This window comes from Clostridium sp. LS3 (assembly GCF_055330225.1).
Genome location: NZ_CM143921.1, coordinates 3,253,855 through 3,271,597, shown reverse-complemented (window position 1 = coordinate 3,271,597; position 17,743 = coordinate 3,253,855). Strand labels below are relative to the sequence as shown.

Annotated in this window: 13 protein-coding genes; 12 read left to right on the top strand and 1 reads right to left on the bottom strand. The window is 27.4% G+C overall.

Annotated elements, in window-relative coordinates; all coding sequences use genetic code 11:
• Nucleotides 1-8 precede the first annotated feature (8 nt).
• The 3 genes from ACZJV1_RS15380 to ACZJV1_RS15370 all read left to right on the top strand — a co-directional run bounded on the left by ACZJV1_RS15380 (nt 9) and on the right by ACZJV1_RS15370 (nt 5,576).
• Nucleotides 9-1,796 (top strand): BatA domain-containing protein, encoded by a 1,788-nt coding sequence (locus ACZJV1_RS15380; protein ID WP_463650703.1) that lies wholly within the window; start codon nt 9-11, stop codon nt 1,794-1,796.
• A 14-nt stretch (nt 1,797-1,810) separates the two neighbouring features.
• A complete protein-coding gene (locus ACZJV1_RS15375; protein WP_463650702.1) occupies nt 1,811-4,693 on the top strand; it encodes a VWA domain-containing protein in 2,883 nt (960 codons plus the stop codon).
• A gap of 169 nt (nt 4,694-4,862) precedes the next feature.
• Entirely contained in the window at nt 4,863-5,576 is a 714-nt protein-coding gene (locus ACZJV1_RS15370) for a hypothetical protein (protein WP_463650701.1), read from the top strand.
• Nucleotides 5,577-5,680: 104 nt separating this feature from the next.
• Here the strand turns inward: ACZJV1_RS15370 and ACZJV1_RS15365 are convergent, their stop codons facing one another.
• A complete protein-coding gene (locus ACZJV1_RS15365; RefSeq protein WP_460286732.1) occupies nt 5,681-5,836 on the bottom strand; it encodes a hypothetical protein in 156 nt (51 codons plus the stop codon).
• 322 nt (nt 5,837-6,158) lie between these two features.
• On the opposite strand from ACZJV1_RS15365, the gene ACZJV1_RS15360 reads away from it, so the two are divergent.
• The 9 genes from ACZJV1_RS15360 (at nt 6,159) to gshAB (ending at nt 17,699) form a co-directional block, all read left to right on the top strand.
• Nucleotides 6,159-6,839 carry a response regulator transcription factor gene (locus tag ACZJV1_RS15360; protein ID WP_463650700.1) on the top strand — a complete coding sequence of 227 codons (681 nt, stop codon included), beginning with the start codon at nt 6,159-6,161 and terminating at the stop codon, nt 6,837-6,839.
• Nucleotides 6,826-8,382, top strand: a complete 1,557-nt coding sequence (locus tag ACZJV1_RS15355; protein WP_463650699.1) for a HAMP domain-containing sensor histidine kinase — start codon at nt 6,826-6,828, stop codon at nt 8,380-8,382. The genes ACZJV1_RS15360 and ACZJV1_RS15355 overlap by 14 nt, the downstream gene beginning before the upstream one ends.
• Before the next feature lie 242 nt (nt 8,383-8,624).
• Entirely contained in the window at nt 8,625-9,524 is a 900-nt protein-coding gene (locus tag ACZJV1_RS15350) for an ATP-binding cassette domain-containing protein (protein ID WP_411168749.1), read from the top strand.
• The gene (locus ACZJV1_RS15345) at nt 9,496-10,299 is read left to right on the top strand and encodes an ABC transporter permease (protein WP_463650698.1); all 804 of its coding nucleotides are present in this window, start codon (nt 9,496-9,498) and stop codon (nt 10,297-10,299) included. Before ACZJV1_RS15350 ends, ACZJV1_RS15345 begins: the two co-directional genes overlap by 29 nt.
• A 350-nt stretch (nt 10,300-10,649) precedes the next feature.
• A complete protein-coding gene (locus tag ACZJV1_RS15340; protein WP_463650697.1) occupies nt 10,650-12,656 on the top strand; it encodes a YgiQ family radical SAM protein in 2,007 nt (668 codons plus the stop codon).
• Between the two features lie 48 nt (nt 12,657-12,704).
• Complete coding sequence (locus ACZJV1_RS15335) at nt 12,705-13,502, top strand: RelA/SpoT domain-containing protein (protein WP_460286737.1); 798 nt, start codon at nt 12,705-12,707, stop codon at nt 13,500-13,502.
• A 234-nt stretch (nt 13,503-13,736) separates the two neighbouring features.
• Nucleotides 13,737-14,084, top strand: a complete 348-nt coding sequence (locus tag ACZJV1_RS15330; protein ID WP_460286738.1) for an ArsR/SmtB family transcription factor — start codon at nt 13,737-13,739, stop codon at nt 14,082-14,084.
• Nucleotides 14,081-15,409, top strand: a complete 1,329-nt coding sequence (locus ACZJV1_RS15325) for an MATE family efflux transporter (RefSeq protein ID WP_463650696.1) — start codon at nt 14,081-14,083, stop codon at nt 15,407-15,409. Before ACZJV1_RS15330 ends, ACZJV1_RS15325 begins: the two co-directional genes overlap by 4 nt.
• Complete coding sequence (gene gshAB / locus ACZJV1_RS15320) at nt 15,393-17,699, top strand: bifunctional glutamate--cysteine ligase GshA/glutathione synthetase GshB (RefSeq protein WP_463650695.1); 2,307 nt, start codon at nt 15,393-15,395, stop codon at nt 17,697-17,699. The genes ACZJV1_RS15325 and gshAB overlap by 17 nt, the downstream gene beginning before the upstream one ends.
• Nucleotides 17,700-17,743 lie beyond the last annotated feature (44 nt).

Here is a 17,743-nt window from a genome sequence, read left to right as displayed (position 1 = left end):
ACGATGTTATGGGATTCACAAATTTATGGCCCTTATTCTTATTAATAACAATTCCTCTTTTAATAATACTTTATATATTAAAAAGAAAGTATAAAGAAGAGGTTATATCTTCAACACTTTTGTGGAATGAAGTTTATAAAAATACTAGAGCAAACACTCCATGGGAAAAGCTAAGAAAAAATATTATGTTACTTTTACAAATAATAATATTGCTTTTACTTATTTTTAGTTTAATGAGACCTTTTTTAAACTTTGGAGGTAAGAGTTATAAAAATATTATTTTAGTATTAGATAATACTGCAAGTATGAGTGCTGAATATGGCAATGATACTAGGTTAGATGAGAGTAAGGCTTTGGCTAAAGAGTTTTTACAGTCAACCAAAGATGATACTAATACTTTTATAATAAGCTTTGATGGAAGTAGTAACCTACTTCAAAATGGAGACTTTAATAAAGAAGTTTCTAATGAAATAATTGATTCAATACCTCAAAGTTATAACACTGGAGATATAAATGATACTTTATCTTTTATAAAAGCTATAGGTCAAGGTATTGAAGAAGAATATGAAGTTATAGCTTTTACAGATAAAGAACTTTCATTAGGTGATATAAATGGTAAGGTTGTATCATTAGCTAATTCAGGAGTAAATGCCTCTGTAGACAATGTATCTCACAAATTCTTAGAGGATAAAGTAAGAGTAATAGCAACTATAACAAATAGAGGAACAGGAGTTTATGAAGGTGATTTTTCTCTTTACGATGGAGAAGATCTTGCTGCTGTTGAAAGCTTACAATTACAAGAGGGAGAAAATAAAACATTAACTTTTGATTTCCCTAACGTAAAGGGTGAAGTCTTAAAGGGAGAGTTATCTAGAAAAGATATGATTTCTGGAGATAACACTTATAATCATGTTGTAGGAAAGAAAAAAGTAAATAAGGTACTTATAGTTACAGAACAAAATGTATTTTTAGAAAGAGCCTTTGGTAGTATTGAAAATACAGAAGTGTACAAGACAAATAATATATCTAATTTAACAAGTGGAGATAATTATGATTTATATGTATTTGATAATGTTACTCCTGATATAATGCCATCTAAAGGAAGTATATTGTTTATTAATCCAACTTCTAATGAATTCTTTAATGTTGTTTCAGGTGGTGAAGGGGGAGAGGCTAAAGCTGTTATAGGAGAACTTTCAAAGTATCTAGAAGATACAACATTTACTGCAGCTAAGTATAATGCAATAGAAGTTCCTTACTATGGAAGAGGTTTCTTAAATATAGACGATAGTTATATAGGGTTTAAAGGAGAGTTTGATGGAAGAAAAATAGCTGCATTATCCTTTGATCTTCATAATAGCGATTTTGCACTTAAAAAGGAATTTCCTATATTGATGTATGAGCTTGGAGAAAATTTAATATCAAGTGGAATGGTATATAAAAGTAATTTTAAAGCTGGAGAAAAGATAATAGCTAAAGGAGTATCATTAGATAACAATATTACTTTAACATATCCAAGTGGAAGTACATTAGAAATAAAATCAGGTGATGAGATAAAAGAAGAGAGTGAACTTGGGGTTTATAAGCTAAATGTTTTAGAGGAAAAGGAACTATTTTCAGTTAACTTTCCATCAGAAAAGGAAAGTAACACTAATATAAATAATATTGGTGAAAGTGAAAATATAAATAATGCAAAAGCTGATTTAAAAAGAGGTCTAAATATTTCTCCATTACTTATAATATTAGCTATTTCAGTAGTAGCTTTTGAGTGGATTATGTATAAGAGAGGAAATTAGGAGGCAAAGAAGAGATGAAGATAGAAATAGGAAATTTGTGCTTTTTAATATTGATTCCAATTATTTTTGCCTTTATGTATTATAGCTTTAAAAAATATAAACCATGGAGTAAAAATGAAATTGCAATATTTATAAGTAGAGTAGTAATTTTTACACTTTTAATATTAGCATTTGGGAATATAACTATAAATTTAAAGGGTAGAAATATATCAACGGTATTCTTACTAGATGTGTCAGAAAGTGCAAGTGACTTTGAAGAATCAGGGAAGGATTTTATATCTACAGCTATAGAGTCAATGCCAAAAGGAAATAAAGCAGGAGTAGTTTTATTTGGTGATAACTCGAAAGTTGATAAAGTACTAAATAAGAAAAAAGAATATAAATCTATAGATGATAAACCAATAAGGACAGCAACAAATATTCAAGAAGCAGTAGAAAGTGCTTTAGCTTTATTTGAAAGAGGTGGATCTAAAAGAATAGTCTTATTAACTGATGGTGAAGAAAATCAAGGTGATATATTAAAATCTATACCATTAATTAATGAACAAAAAATAGATTTTAAAGTTTATAAAATCACTGGAGAAAAAGGTGATGAAATTTATGTTGATAATGTAAAGGTGCCAGACAATATATCAGTAGGAGAGGAATTTTCAGTTTCTATTGATATAAAATCAAATTATGCAACAAAGGCTAAGCTCACATTATTTTCAGGTAGAAATAAAGTAGGAGAACAACAAGTACAAATACAAAAAGGAAAAAACTCTTTTGTGTTTAAAGATAAGCAAAGTTCAGGAGGCTTTAAGGGGTATAGGGTATTAGTAGAAGCAGAAGGAGATACAAACAAAGTTAATAATGAATTTAGTACTTTTACAAATGTAATGGATAAGCCTAATATTCTTCTTATTAATGGAGTTAAAGGTGACTCCAAAGCTTTAGAAGAAATATTATCAAATTCAGGTGCTAATATTAAGAAAATAGTCCCAGCTTCAGCACCAAGAACACTAAACGAGTTATTAGAATATAAATCAGTAATTTTAAATGATGTTCATAGAGATGATTTAAATAATGGGTTTATGGACAATATAGAAGCTTACGTAAAAGATTATGGCGGAGGATTAATTACCTTTGGTGGTGAAGATTCATATGCTCTCGGAGGGTATAAAGATACTTCACTTGAAAAAGTATTGCCTGTTTATATGGATAAGAGGGGAAAAAATGAAGTTCCTTCAATAAGTATCAATTTAATAATAGATAAATCAGGTAGTATGAGCGCTGAAGGTGGTGGAGTTAGTAAATTAACGTTAGCTAAGGAAGCTGCAATGAAGGCATTAGAAAATTTAAGAGAAGTGGATGAGATATCAGTAATAGCTTTTGATGATACTTATGACGAAGTTGTACCATTACAAAAGGTTGGAGATAAAGAAGCTATAAAGGAGCTTATTTCAGGTATTCAAATAAGAGGAGGAACTTCAATCTATCCTGCACTTGAACAAGGTTATAATATGCAAATGCAAAGTAGTGCAAAGATAAAGCACACAATATTATTAACAGATGGGCAAGATGGATATGGATTTGATAATTATGCTAATCTTCTTAAAAACTTTAATGATAATAATATTACTCTTTCAACAGTAGCAGTTGGGGAAGGAGCTAATGCAGATTTATTAAATCAATTAGCTTCAATAGGAAAAGGAAGAAGTTATTATACAGATATATATACTGATATTCCTAGAATATTTGCAAAGGAAGTTCTTTTATCAGCAGGGACATATATAATAAACGAAGAATTTACTCCTAAGATATTAAGTAACCATGAAATATTAGCAGGAGTAAAAACATCAGATGGAATTCCAAGTTTACTTGGATATATAGGAACCTCTATAAAAGAAAATGCAGTTGAAATATTAAGTTCTAATCATGATGAGCCAATACTTGCAGCGATGCAATATGGAATAGGAAGAACAGTAAGTTTTACATCAGATGTTAGTGGGCAGTGGAGTAAAAATTATTTGACATGGGAGCATGGACCACAACTTATAAAAAACATGGTTTACTTCACTATTCCGAAATACGGAGAAGAGGGAAAACTTAATATTAGCCAAGAAGGAAATGAAGCAAAAGTAGAGTTTTATAATGATAAGATATCTAAGGATGCTAAGGTTAAAGGGATATACAATGGGGAAAATGGAGAAGAAGGGGAATTCGAATTAAGTCAAGTTGAACCAGGAAAATTTCAAGCAAGGATACCTTTAAATTCATTAGGATTCTATAATTTTAATATAAGAGAAGAAGAAAGTGAAGAAATAAAAAATAACTATAAAGGAGCATTTGCACTTCAATATTCAGATGAGTATAAGTTTAATACTAATGGAGAAAAGTTAGATGTAGTAGTTAAGGAAACAAAGGGAAGCTTTATAAATAAGCCAGAAGAAGTTTTTGAAGGAAAGCTTCAAAGGGAATATAAAAAAATAAATTTAACTACTCCATTAATAATAATGAGCATTTTACTATTTATGATTGATATAGCTTACAGAAGGTTAAATATAGACTTAGTTAGATTCTTTAAGAAAAGAAAAGATAAAGTTAAAAAAGAAAAAATATCTAAAGATAATAATAACTCTGTAAAAAATAATGAAATTAATATAAAGGAAGAAAAGAAAGTCACAAAGAAAAATAGTATATCAGAAAATAGTAAAGCAAAAAATAAGATTAATATTAAAACTAGTATTGAAGCTGAGGGGCAAAATCTAACTAAAGAAAACGAAAATAAAGGCAAAATAATTAAAGAAAAAGAAAGTAAAGAATCGAAGAAAAAGGTAGTGAAAGAAGCTCCAAATAAAGAAACATTAGATACAAGTGCTCTTCTTAAGAAAAAGAGTGATAGAAAGAAGATATAAATTAAAAGGATGTATGATTTAGAGATTAAGTTATATATCCTTTAATTTTTTTATTACATCAAACAATAATTAATTTATGAGATTAGTATAAAAATTTTTATTATATGTATCAAAATCAGCTTAGTATAAATACTTATATATTAACAATAATTTAATAGGAGAAAACCATATGCAAATGATGGACATGCTTTTTAAAGGGCTTATGGGAGGCGGAATGCCTAATATGGGTGGAGGAAATCCACTAGGTGGCTTAGGCGGAGGAAACCCACTTATGAATATGCTATTAGGATCTATAATGGGCGGACCTATGGGAGGTCAAAACCAAATGAATGGAGGTAATAACCCATTATCCATGTTAATGAATGGAATGGGAGGAATGAATGGTTCAGGCAATGGTATGAATGGACAAGGTAATGGGATGAATCAATTGTTAGGAATGTTAATGGGTGGAAATGGTATGAATATGCCAAATCAAAATAGAGGGAATATTAATAACAGAAATAATAGCAATAACCCAAATAATATAAATAATAATAATCCTTTAGCAGCGCTTATGAATGGAATGGGTGGAATGAATTCAGCAGGAGCAGGTGCTCAGCAAAGAAATTCAGGCAATGGTAGCGTAGATATGAACCAATTAATGAGTATGCTAATGGGTGGAGGTAGTCCTAATAGTTCCACTTCAAATAATAGTGCTAACAATATGGGTAATAGTGGAAACGGAGCTAATAATATGGGGAATAGTGGGAATTCACAAATGGATCCATTAGCTATGCTTTTTAATGCTATGAATGGTGGCGGTACTAATAATAATGTTAATTCTAATGCAAATAATAGTAAAAGACATTCTTCAAGTAGTAGGCATCATAGAAGTAGAAGATAATTTAATATTCAAGCATTAAAATAAGTATTAGCTCAAATTAGAGTTAATACTTATTTTAATTTACTTAACATAATATAAATAGGTATTAATCTAGGGATTTTATATTAAAATCCTTTTTTCTTAGCGTCAACACCACTTTCATTAAGAGCTGGTTCTTCAACAGTAAAATTATAATGATTATTAGCAAATTGATTTTGAGTTTTAGTACCGTTTTTCAAGTAATTTTCTTTAGAATGAACTTTTTTATTATGGTTTTTCATATTTTTGCCTCCTAAAATATATATGTTTCAATTAATAATTTATATAATTAAAAATAGTAGTATATTAAATAGTTGATATACTTATTTAAGTAAAATAGGAAAATTGAAATCATATATATTATTTAATATTACCTTTATAGTATTAGGAGATTAACAAAAATTATTAGTTAATTAAATTAAGAAGAAATGAACTAATAAAATAGAACTTATAAGTTAAAAAATTTCAATAATAAACTATATAAAGGTTATTTTTATATGAGAATTATTCCATTTACTGTATAATGATTGTATATAATTTTGTTTAGATACACTGGAGGTAAATATGATTAGAATATTATTTTTAGAAGATGAACCTAATATATTAGAAGTTACAACTGAATATATGAAGATGCAAGGATATGAAGTTACCTGTGTATGTAATGGAGAAGAAGCATTAGAAATTTTAAAGAAGGAAGATTTTAATTTAGCGATATTAGATATAATGGTTCCTAAAGTTACTGGTTTAGAAGTGCTTGAATATATAAATAAAAGCAAAAAAAATATGGCAACAATTATGCTAACTGCACTTGGAGATGAACAAACTCAACTTAAAGCCTTTAATCTTAAGACTGATGATTATGTAATTAAACCATTTTCTCCATTATTATTATTAAAGAGAATTGAAGCAGTTTTAAGAAGAAGTTTTACAGAAAATACTACTGATACAGAAAAAAATGGATTTTATATAGATGAGGATACTTATCAAGCTTACTATAATAATGAAAGTTTAAATTTAACATTAAGTGAGTTTTTGTTGCTACAAGCTTTAATGAAAGAGCCTAATAGAGTCTTTAATAGAGAACAATTAATAATGAAAATATTCAATGAGGATTATATTTCAAATGATAGAATAATAGATGCCCATGTTAAGAACTTAAGAAAAAAATTACCACACAATTATATTAAAACAGTAATAGGTATTGGGTATCAGTTTAACAAGGAGGTATTTGATGAATTTATCTAAAAAAACATTTACTTATAGTGCTATACTTTCGGGAATAATTATAACATTAATAATAGTTTATTTTGTACTTATGTTGCCTTCATTATATGTGGATTATATAAAAAAGAGCAATTTTAAATCTATGCAAAAAATTCAGGAAAGCTACATTAAAGATAAAGATTATAATAATGTGTATTCTCCTAATCCATCTGGAACAATGAGTATTAACATTCCTAAAGATGGAAATTATATATATGCATCTAATGGTTTTGGTACAGCAAAGCTTACTATTAAAGATGATGAGTTAGTTAAACTAATAGATAAAGTCAGATACTATTCAAATAATATTGATGAAGCTAAAGAACTTGAAAGTTATGATTTTAAATTTTTTGATGTCATAAAGGAAAGTTTTAATAAAAAAGTTTTTAATGAAGAGTTTCCTATAGAAGTTGAATTTACTAAAAGTAATAATAACAATATATTTAAAGATGGATCATATAAAATGAATGTTGTTTCAGAAGATACTATTATATATGAATTCAATAGCTTTGACGGAATAAATTATTATACAACATATTCTGCTATAAGTCTTAACAGTGGAGATATTGTACTTTCAATATTATCTGTGATGACACCTAAGATAGAGGAAGTTAGAGCTATAGTATTTCAAAGTTTACCAATGATTATATCTGTATCATTATTAATAATATTAGTATCGACTTATTATTTCTCCAGAAAGATTATAATACCTATTAAGAAGCTAGCAAATCATGCTGAATTTATTAAGAACAATAATATAGAGAATGTTTATCCTATAGATATTAAGGGTGAAGATGAGATAGCTATTTTAGGAAATACGTTAAATGAATTATATAGTAAGTTAAATGAAAGCTTTAAAAGTTTAGAGGAAAAAAATAAATTATTAATTGATGAAAATAAAAGACAGGATGTATTTTTAAGAGCTTCATCACATCAACTAAAGACACCGGTTGCAGCAGCATTATTACTAGTAGAAAGTATGATAGATGAAGTTGGTAAATATAAAAATACAAAAGAGCACTTACCAAAGGTTAAGGTTCAGCTTCAATCAATTAGAAAAATTATAGATGAGATATTGAATCTTAATAATAAAGAGATGAATAAGAAAATGATAAATATTAAAGAATTAGTAGATGAGATTTTAAGTCAGAATGAAATTCAAATGAAATCAAAATTTATAAGTATAGAAAAGGATATTAAAAACATTACTTTAGAGACAGATTATCATTTAATTTATAAGATTATAGACAATTTAATTACCAATGCTATAAATTATACAAATGAAAAAAATGCTATAGAAATAATATTAAATGAAAATAATATTAAAATTATAAATTATGGATCTCATATAGACGAAGAACTTTTACCTAATATATTTGATGCTTTTGTATCAAGTAATTCAGAAAGTAGGGGAAGTGGCTTAGGGCTTTATATAGCATATTATTACTCAAACTTATTAGGATATAAGATAGAAATTAATAATATAAGTAATGGAGTAGAGGCAATAGTAAGTTTTATTTTCTAGGAATTTATAAAAAAATTACCCTTTGAATAATTTTTTATAAATTCCTTCCTTCAGCTTTGGAGGAGACAAATCTTATACGACGGCGACTTGGAGCTTGCGACGGAGCAAGGAATATAAGATTTCTCTCCTTTTCATTTAAATATGAATTAAAGCTACAAAACATTTGCATATTAAATTCACAGGAAATTCATACCAAGATAATATACTTATAGTATAGAAGTCAGGAAAAAGGGGGAGCGATAATGCTTACTATAAATAATTTAGAAGTTAAATATGGAAAAGAGGTAGCTTTGTTAATAAAATCTCCTATAAAATTTGAAGAAGGAGATAGAATAGGAATAATAGGTTCAAATGGAGCTGGAAAAACTACTTTAGTAAAATCTATATTAGGGCTTATAAACTATAACGGAACTATTCATACAAGTATAAAACCAGAAGAAATGTCTGCACATATGCAAAGTAATAATTATGTAGATACAATGCCAGTTAAGCATATTATTGAAGCTATTTTAGATACAAAAATTAAGAATAATAAAAAGTTGCAGGACTTAATTGACTTCTTCAATTTTAATGAGTGCTTAAATAAAAAGTATAGCGTACTTTCTGGAGGACAAAAGCAAAGGCTTACTATAATATTAGTTTTAATTCAAGATTCACCTTTAGTTTTCTTTGATGAAGTTACATCAGGCCTTGATTTTGAGACAAGACAGCAATTAATGAATAAAATTGAAGAATGGTATAGAAATAAAAAAACAACAATTTGTGTAGTATCTCATTATTATGAGGAACTAGAACAATTAACTAATAAAATATTAATATTAGAAAAAGGACGAGTTATTGATTTCGGAAGTAAAGAAGAATTGTTTAAAAAGTATTGTGGTAAATCAATAATAATTTTGGCTAATACAAGAGAAAATATTGAGATTACAAAAGATTTTAGAAAAATAAAATCACCAAAGCATTTAATAGCAATTTCTTGTTTAAGTGTAGAAGAAGAATTAGAAGTATCAAAGCTTTTAATTGAAAAAGATATAAGCTTTAAAAGAAGTAATTCAGATATAGAAATAATGAGTATTAATGCAAAGAATAAAAATGAGGTTTATAGTGAGGAGGATGAAAAACTTGAAAGCAAAATTAGTTAGATATAATTTAGTTAAATATGAATTTAGAAATTTAGTAGGAAATATATTTGCAGTAATATTTGGAGTTATCTTTCCAATATTTATGTCTATTTTTTTAGGAAATATAATTGGTGGAAAAGCTCCAGAAGAATTTAGAGAAATTATAATGACTAATATTTTTATAAGTAATAGTTTAATGATTCCTTTAGCTACTGTATTTATAGGATATTCAGCAACATTTTCACAAGAGCTTGAAAAAAGTATTCCTCTTCGTTTTAGGTTGTTTGGATATAGTGAAAAAAGCTTAGTTGCTTCCAAAGTATTGGCGTATTTAATTTTTATGACTATAGCATTAGCCATATATACAATAGCAACATTTTCAGCATTAAAAATACAATTTCCATCATTAAGTTCAGCATTGATTTTAATAGTTTCATTATATTTTCTTGCTACAGTGTTTTTTGCATTGGCACATGGAATATCTTTATTTTTTAAAAAGTTTGGTCCAACCTATGCTATAACTATGATACTTTATTTTGCAATAATGATACTAAGTGGAATGTTTGGAGTTCAAGCAAAGGATTTTCCAGCTCCATTAATGAAAGTAGCATATTTATTTCCAACAACTTATATATGTGGTGAGTTCATAGATTTTTGGCAAAAGGGTAGTTATAATTTCATGCCATATATACAATCATTAGTATTATTTACTGCTATAGCTTTAATAATTTTATTTTTAGCTATAAATCATGATTCAAGATATAGCCATGGAGATAAAGTTTCAGTTAGTAAATAATGATGACTTTATTTTATAGTATGAAAATTTAAATGAAAATAAAAAGGTTTTATTTATTAGATAAATATATAAAGATATAAGATATAAAGATAATTTATGTTAATAAAGTTTGAAGAGAAGTGGATAATTGTTTTAATTACTCACTTCTCTTTAGTTTATTTAATTATATATAAAAATATAAATGTTAATTCTCTAGTAATATTATGTAATTTGATAAAATGCAAAAAAATAAATGATTTAATTGTTTTAAAATGTTATAATCATTAGACGTAATGTTAATATTGATATGTAGGGGATTAATACGAAGATTTCAAGTATCAATTGTCAATTTTTAAAAAGTGGGTGTTTAAATGTCAAATAACAGATTTTTACCAATCAGTAAAGAAGATATGCAAGAACGTGGATGGGAACAATGTGATTTCATTATAGTTACAGGGGATGCCTATATAGATCATCATAGTTTTGGAACAGCAATTATTTCAAGAGTATTAGAAGATGCAGGATATAAAGTTGGTATAATCCCACAGCCAGATTGGCATAGTACAGACGATTTTATGAAGCTTGGAAGACCAAGGCTTGCTTTCTTAGTTAATGGTGGAAATATGGATCCTATGGTTAACCACTATACTGTAAGTAAGAGAAGAAGGGAAAAAGATCTTTATACTCCTGGTGGAAAAATGGGAGCAAGACCAGATAGAGCGACAATAGTTTATTGTAATAAAATAAAAGAAGCTTATAAAAATATAGATATTGTTATAGGTGGATTAGAAGCAAGTTTAAGAAGAGTAGCTCACTATGATTATTGGGATAATAATGTAAGAAATTCAATGCTTATAGATAGTGGTGCTGACCTTTTAATATATGGAATGAGTGAAAAGCAAATTGTAGAAGTTGCAAATGCTTTAAATGACGGATTTGAGGCAAAATACATAAGGCATATAAATGGAACTACATATACTATAGATTCACTAGATGAAATTTATGGTGATTATAAATTATTACCTTCAAGAGATGAAGTTACAAAAGATAAAATGAAATATGCGGAAGCTTTTAAAATACAATATGAAGAACAGGATCCTGTAAGAGGAAAAGTTCTTGTACAAAAGCATGGGGATAGATATGTAGTTTGTAATACTCCAGAAATGCCTCTTACAAGAGAAGAGTTAGACAAGGTTTATGCTCTTCCATATACTAAAGAATGCCATCCTATATATGATGAATTTGGTGGAATTGCAGCTTTAGAAGAAGTTAAATTTAGTATAGTAAGCTCAAGAGGATGCTTTGGTAACTGTTCATTTTGTGCGATTACTTTCCATCAGGGAAGAGCTGTTCAAAGTAGAAGTGAATCATCTATATTAGATGAGGCTGTTGAAATAACTAATCTTAAGGATTTTAAGGGATATATACATGATGTTGGAGGCCCAACTGCAAATTTTAGAAAGCCAGCTTGTAAAACTCAGCTTACTATAGGTGCATGTAAGAGTAAACAATGTTTAACTCCAAAGCCATGTAAGAACTTAATAGTTGATCATAGTGAATTCTTAGGACTACTAAGAAAAATAAGAAAACTTCCTAAAGTAAAGAAGGCCTTTGTTCGTTCAGGATTAAGATATGATTACATAATGGCAGATAAAAATGATACATTCTTTAGAGAGCTTGTTGAACATCATGTTAGTGGACAGTTAAAAGTTGCACCAGAGCATGTTGCAGATAACGCTTTAAAATATATGGGTAAGCCTTCAGGTGATACTTATGATAGGTTTAGAGAAAAGTTCTTTAAGATTAACAAACAGTTAGGTAAAGAGCAATATTTAATTCCTTACCTAATGTCAAGCCATCCAGGTAGTGGATTAAATGAAGCTATAGAATTAGCTGAATATTTAAGAGATACAAAATATCAGCCAGAACAAGTTCAAGATTTTTATCCGACACCAGGAACATTATCAACTGCCATGTTCTATACAGGTATAAATCCGATAACTGGTGAAGACGTGTATGTTCCAAAAACAAGAGAAGAAAAAGCTATGCAAAGAGCCCTTCTTCAATTTAAAAATCCTAAGAACTATAACTTAGTTTATGATGCTTTAGTAAAAGCAGGTAGAGAAGACTTAATAGGAAATGGTCCTAAGTGCTTAATAAAATCAAAAGCTGATAGATATATGGCTAAAATGAAAAAAGAAGAAGCAATATCTAGAGGAAATTCAAAATCAAGAAATTCAAATTCAAAACAAAATACAAAATCGAATTCAAAATCAAGTTCATCTTCAAAACCAAACTCAAAAGCTAAGTATGGAGATTTTAAAGGAAAAGGATCAAAGTCAAGAAGTAGCAATAGCAATAGTAGAAAAGGAAGATAAAAATTAAAACATATTATAATAATCCTATAGCCAAAGGAGAATAAGTAAATGAAGAAGAGTTTTAGAATAGATGAATTTATATTGAAATATCCACATGTAGAGGAAAAAATTAAAGATAATAATATAGATGTTGAAGTTTTAAAAGATATTTATAATGACTTTGTAGATTATGAGATGTCTTATGAGAATCAAGCAGATTTTATATCTAATATTTTACGTTCTCAGCCAATGATTCATTCAGTAAAATCAAGAATAAAGGAACCAGATAGATTAATAGAAAAAATTATAAGAAAAACTGAAGATAGAAAATTAAAATATGGTGAAGACTTCCAATTTGCTTTAGAGAATTATAAAAATCAAATAAATGATTTAATTGGGATTAGAGTTATACATATATTTAAAGATCAGTGGCAGGATATTCATGAATTTATAACTAAGACTTGGAAGGTTATTGAGGTTACTGCAAATGTTAGAGAAGGAGATAATACTAAGAAGTTTGAAGAACTTAATATTGAGGTTAGATCAAGAATATCAGGATATAGATCAGTTCATTATTTAGTTGAGTTTTATCCAACTAACGAAAAAGTTATAGCTGAAATTCAAGTTAGAACAATATTTGAAGAGGGATACGGGGAAATAGATCATAGACTTAGATATTCTCATGTGGAGATACCAGAAATATTAAAATCGAATCTTCTTTTATTTAATAGAATTGCAGGAAGTGCTGATGAAATGGCATCTTTAATTAATGATCTTAGTAAAGAATGGTTTAATAAAGAAGAAGAATTTTTAAAAATAATAAAAAAGCAAAAAGAAGAGATAGATAAACTAAAAAGTTTAAAGTAAAAAAATAAGCAGATTTGAATTATCAAATCTGCTTATTTTTTAATAATATATTACTATGTTATGAAAGAAGTGTATGAAGTTTATTTAATATTAAATAGGTATTTTTTCATTTATTACAAATTATATATTGACTAAATATAGATAATAATCTATATTAAAATGTGTTATAAATAGATAACTATCTATATAATTTATGTTTCATATATAGACAATTATCTATATAAGGAGGGTGTTATGATTAAGAACTATGAGAAGAATATAAAAATATTTAAAGCATTAGGGGAAATAAATAGAGTAAAAATAGTTGATATGTTAGCTACAGGGGAAAAATGTGCTTGTTTAATATTAGAAAGTTTTCATTTTACTCAGCCAACACTTTCTCACCATATGAAGGTCTTAATGGATTGTGGGTTAGTAAAGTGTAGAAAAGAAGGTACTTGGATCTATTATAGTTTAGATATTGATTTAGCTGATGAACTAATGAGGTTTTTAAATAGTATTTTAACTAATGAGAAAAAATGTATATGTAGTTCAAAATGTATAGATAAAAATAATGACTTTCAAATAGGGGAGTATAAATGAAGAAGGTAGATTTAACTCAAGGTAATGTACTAAAGGTGTTAATAACTCTAGCATTACCAATAATGGGAAGTTCTTTTTTACAATTTACTTATAACTTAGTAGATATGTTATGGGTTGGAGGATTAGGAAGTAATGCTGTAGCAAGCATAGGATCTTCTAGCTTTTTTATAGGATTAGGTTATTCAATTGGTTCCTTAGTAGTTATAGGAACAGGAATAAAGGTTGCCCACTCTATAGGAAGAAAAGATGATAAAGCTGTAGAAGAATATATAGCATCAGGAGTTATATTAAATGCAATTATAGGTGGAGTATACTGTTTAGTATTAATATTTTTTGGTAAGAACTTTATACAGTTCTTAAACTTAGATAATGCTATAGTTGAAAAAGAATCTTATATATATTTAGCTATAAGCGCACCAATGCTTTTCTTTTCATTTTTTAATACATTATTTATTAGAATTTTTAATAGCTTTGGTAATAATAAAAGTGCTCTTAAGATAAGTGCTATTGGAATAATAATAAATATAATTTTAGATCCTATATTTATATATACTTTAAAACTTGGAGTTACAGGGGCAGCACTTGCAACATTATTAGCAAACACAATAATGTTTTTACTATTTATTATAAAAGCAAAGTCTATATTTAATTTTAACTTTAAAAGTGGTATAGATTATATTAAGATTAAGGAAATTACAATACTAGGTCTTCCTATGACCTTTCAAAGAGTTTTGTTTACTTTAGTTAATATAATATTAGCTAGAATAATAGGTGGATTTGGATCAGATGCTATAGCAGCACAAAAAATAGGTTTGCAGATAGAATCTGTAGTTTATATGGTGGTAGGTGGATTAAATGGTGCTATTGCTGGCTTTGTTGGACAGAATTATGGAGCTAAAAGATATGATAGAATAAATAAGGGTTATAATACAGCTGTTGGAATAGGTATGGTTTATGCTTCAATTATAAGTATTATATTTATATTTATGCCTGAAATATTAGTTAAAATGTTTATTAGAGAATATAATACTATATTTATTGCAAGTAATTATTTAAGAATAATAGGATTTTCTCAAATTTTTGCCACTATGGAAATGGTATCTAACGGAGTGTTTACAGGAATGGGATATCCTAAGATACCTGCACTTATAAGTATTATTTTTACTATACTTAGAATTCCAATAGCATTAGTGCTTATAAATTATTTAAATGAAGATGGAATATGGTGGAGCATATCAATTTCAAGTATTTTGAAGGGAACTACAGCATATTTGATTTATAAATTGAAAATATGGAAGGAGTATAAAGATGTTAGATGTGATTAAATCACTTGAATATAAAAAGAGATTATTGAGAGGGAACTTCGGAGTTGAGAGGGAGACCTTAAGAGTAATAGAAAATGGAGAACTAGCTTTAACAAAACATCCTGAAGTATTTGAATGTAAAATTAGTCATCCATATATAACAACTGACTTTTCAGAAAGTCAAATAGAACTTATAACACCAACATTAAATACATTAGAGGAAGTTTATAGTTTTTTGAATTCTCTTTATGATATAACAGCATTAGAGCTTAAAGATGAATATCTTTGGCCACAATCAATGCCTTGTAGCATACCAGAAGATGATTTAATTCCTATTGCAGATTACGGAAAATGTGATAGTGGTGCAGGAGCAAGTGATTATAGAAAAAAGCTATTGAAAAAGTATGGTGGTAAAAAGCAACTAATATCAGGAATACATTATAACTTTTCATTTAATGAAGAACTAATAATGGACTTGTACAAATTAATTGGAAATGGTAAGGAATATAGAGAGTTTAGAGATGGAATATATTTAAAAGTAGTTAGAAATTACTTAAGATATAGATGGTTACTTATATACCTTTTAGGTGGCACAACTATAATGCATGAGACATTTGGTGAAAAGTGTGTAGTAAATTTAGATAAAATATCAAATGATAGCTTTACTAATGATGGAGCTATATCTTATAGGAATAGCGAATGTGGGTATAAGAATCCAATAGATTTATATCCAGATTACAATTCGGTTAAGGATTATGTTTCAAGTGTGTATAGATTTATAGATGATAGGCTAATAGATAGTCATAAGGAACTATATACACAAATAAGATTAAAAGCAATAGATAATAATAGATTTTTAGAATCTTTATTAGAGGATGGAATAAATTATCTTGAAATAAGAAGTATTGATATAAATCCATTTAGTAAAGCTGGAATATCATTAGATGATTTAAACTTTATAAATATATTTACTATATACTTACTTGCTAAAGAAGAAAGCGATTATAAGAACTGGCAAGAAGAAGCTCAAAATAATCAAAATATAATTTCTATGTATGGTCAAATGGATGTAACTTTATATAAAGACGGAAAAACTATATCTAAAAATGATTGGGCTATGAAAATATTAAATGAAATTAAGAACATGAATGATGATCTGTGTTTAGGAAAAGAAGAAATAATAAATAATATGATAGAAAAAATATTAAATCCTAAATTAACTTACGCAAATAGAATATCAGAAATGGTGAAAGAAGAAGAATTTATTGAAAGTCACATTAAGCTAGCTAAAAAGTATCGTGAAGATGCTTATAAAAATAGATTTAAATTAGAAGGTTTCGAAGATTTAGAGCTTTCAACACAAATATTAATGAAGGAAGCTATAAAAAGAGGAGTTAAGGTAGATATAATAGATAGAAGTGAGAATTTTATTTCTCTTAAGAAGAATAATCATATAGAGTATGTAAAGCAGGCTACTAAAACATCTAAAGATAGTTATATATCTGTTTTAATGATGGAGAATAAAGTTGTCACAAAAGAAATTTTAAATAAAAATAAAATAAATGTTCCTAATGGATTTGAGTTCTTTTCTTTAGAAGATGCTTTAGAAAACATCCATAAATTTATTGATACACCTATAGTAGTAAAGCCAAAATCAACTAATTTTGGAATTGGTATATCTATATTTAAAGAGGGAGCAAAGGAAGAAGATATTAAAGAGGCTTTTGAAATAGCTTTTGCAAATGACAACACAGTTTTAGTCGAAGAGTTTATTAAAGGAAAAGAATATAGATTTTTAGTTGTAGGAGATAAGGTGCCAGGAATTCTTCATAGAGTTCCAGCTAATGTTATAGGTGATGGAAATAGTACAATTAAAGAACTAGTAGAAATAAAAAACACTAGCTCTCTTAGAGGAAAAGGATACAAAACCCCATTAGAAAAAATAAATTTAGATAATAATGCTAAGTTATTCTTAAAGCAAGAAAATAAAGACTTTGATTATATTCCTAAGCAATATGAAATAGTATATCTTAGAGAAAATTCAAATATTAGTACTGGCGGAGATAGTATAGATTATACGGATTTAATTCCACAAAGATTTAAAGACATAGCTGTTGAATCAGCTAAAGCAGTAGGAGCTAATATTTGTGGAGTTGATATGATGATTGAAGATTACAATGATGAAAATTCAAATTATTCAATAATAGAATTAAATTTTAATCCTGCAATTCATATACATTCATACCCATACAAAGGTGCTGAAAGAGAAATTGCCAAGGAAATATTAAGTTTATTAGAATTAATAGAGTAAATAATATTAATTTATTTTAAATAGTAAAAGTATCTTATTATGTT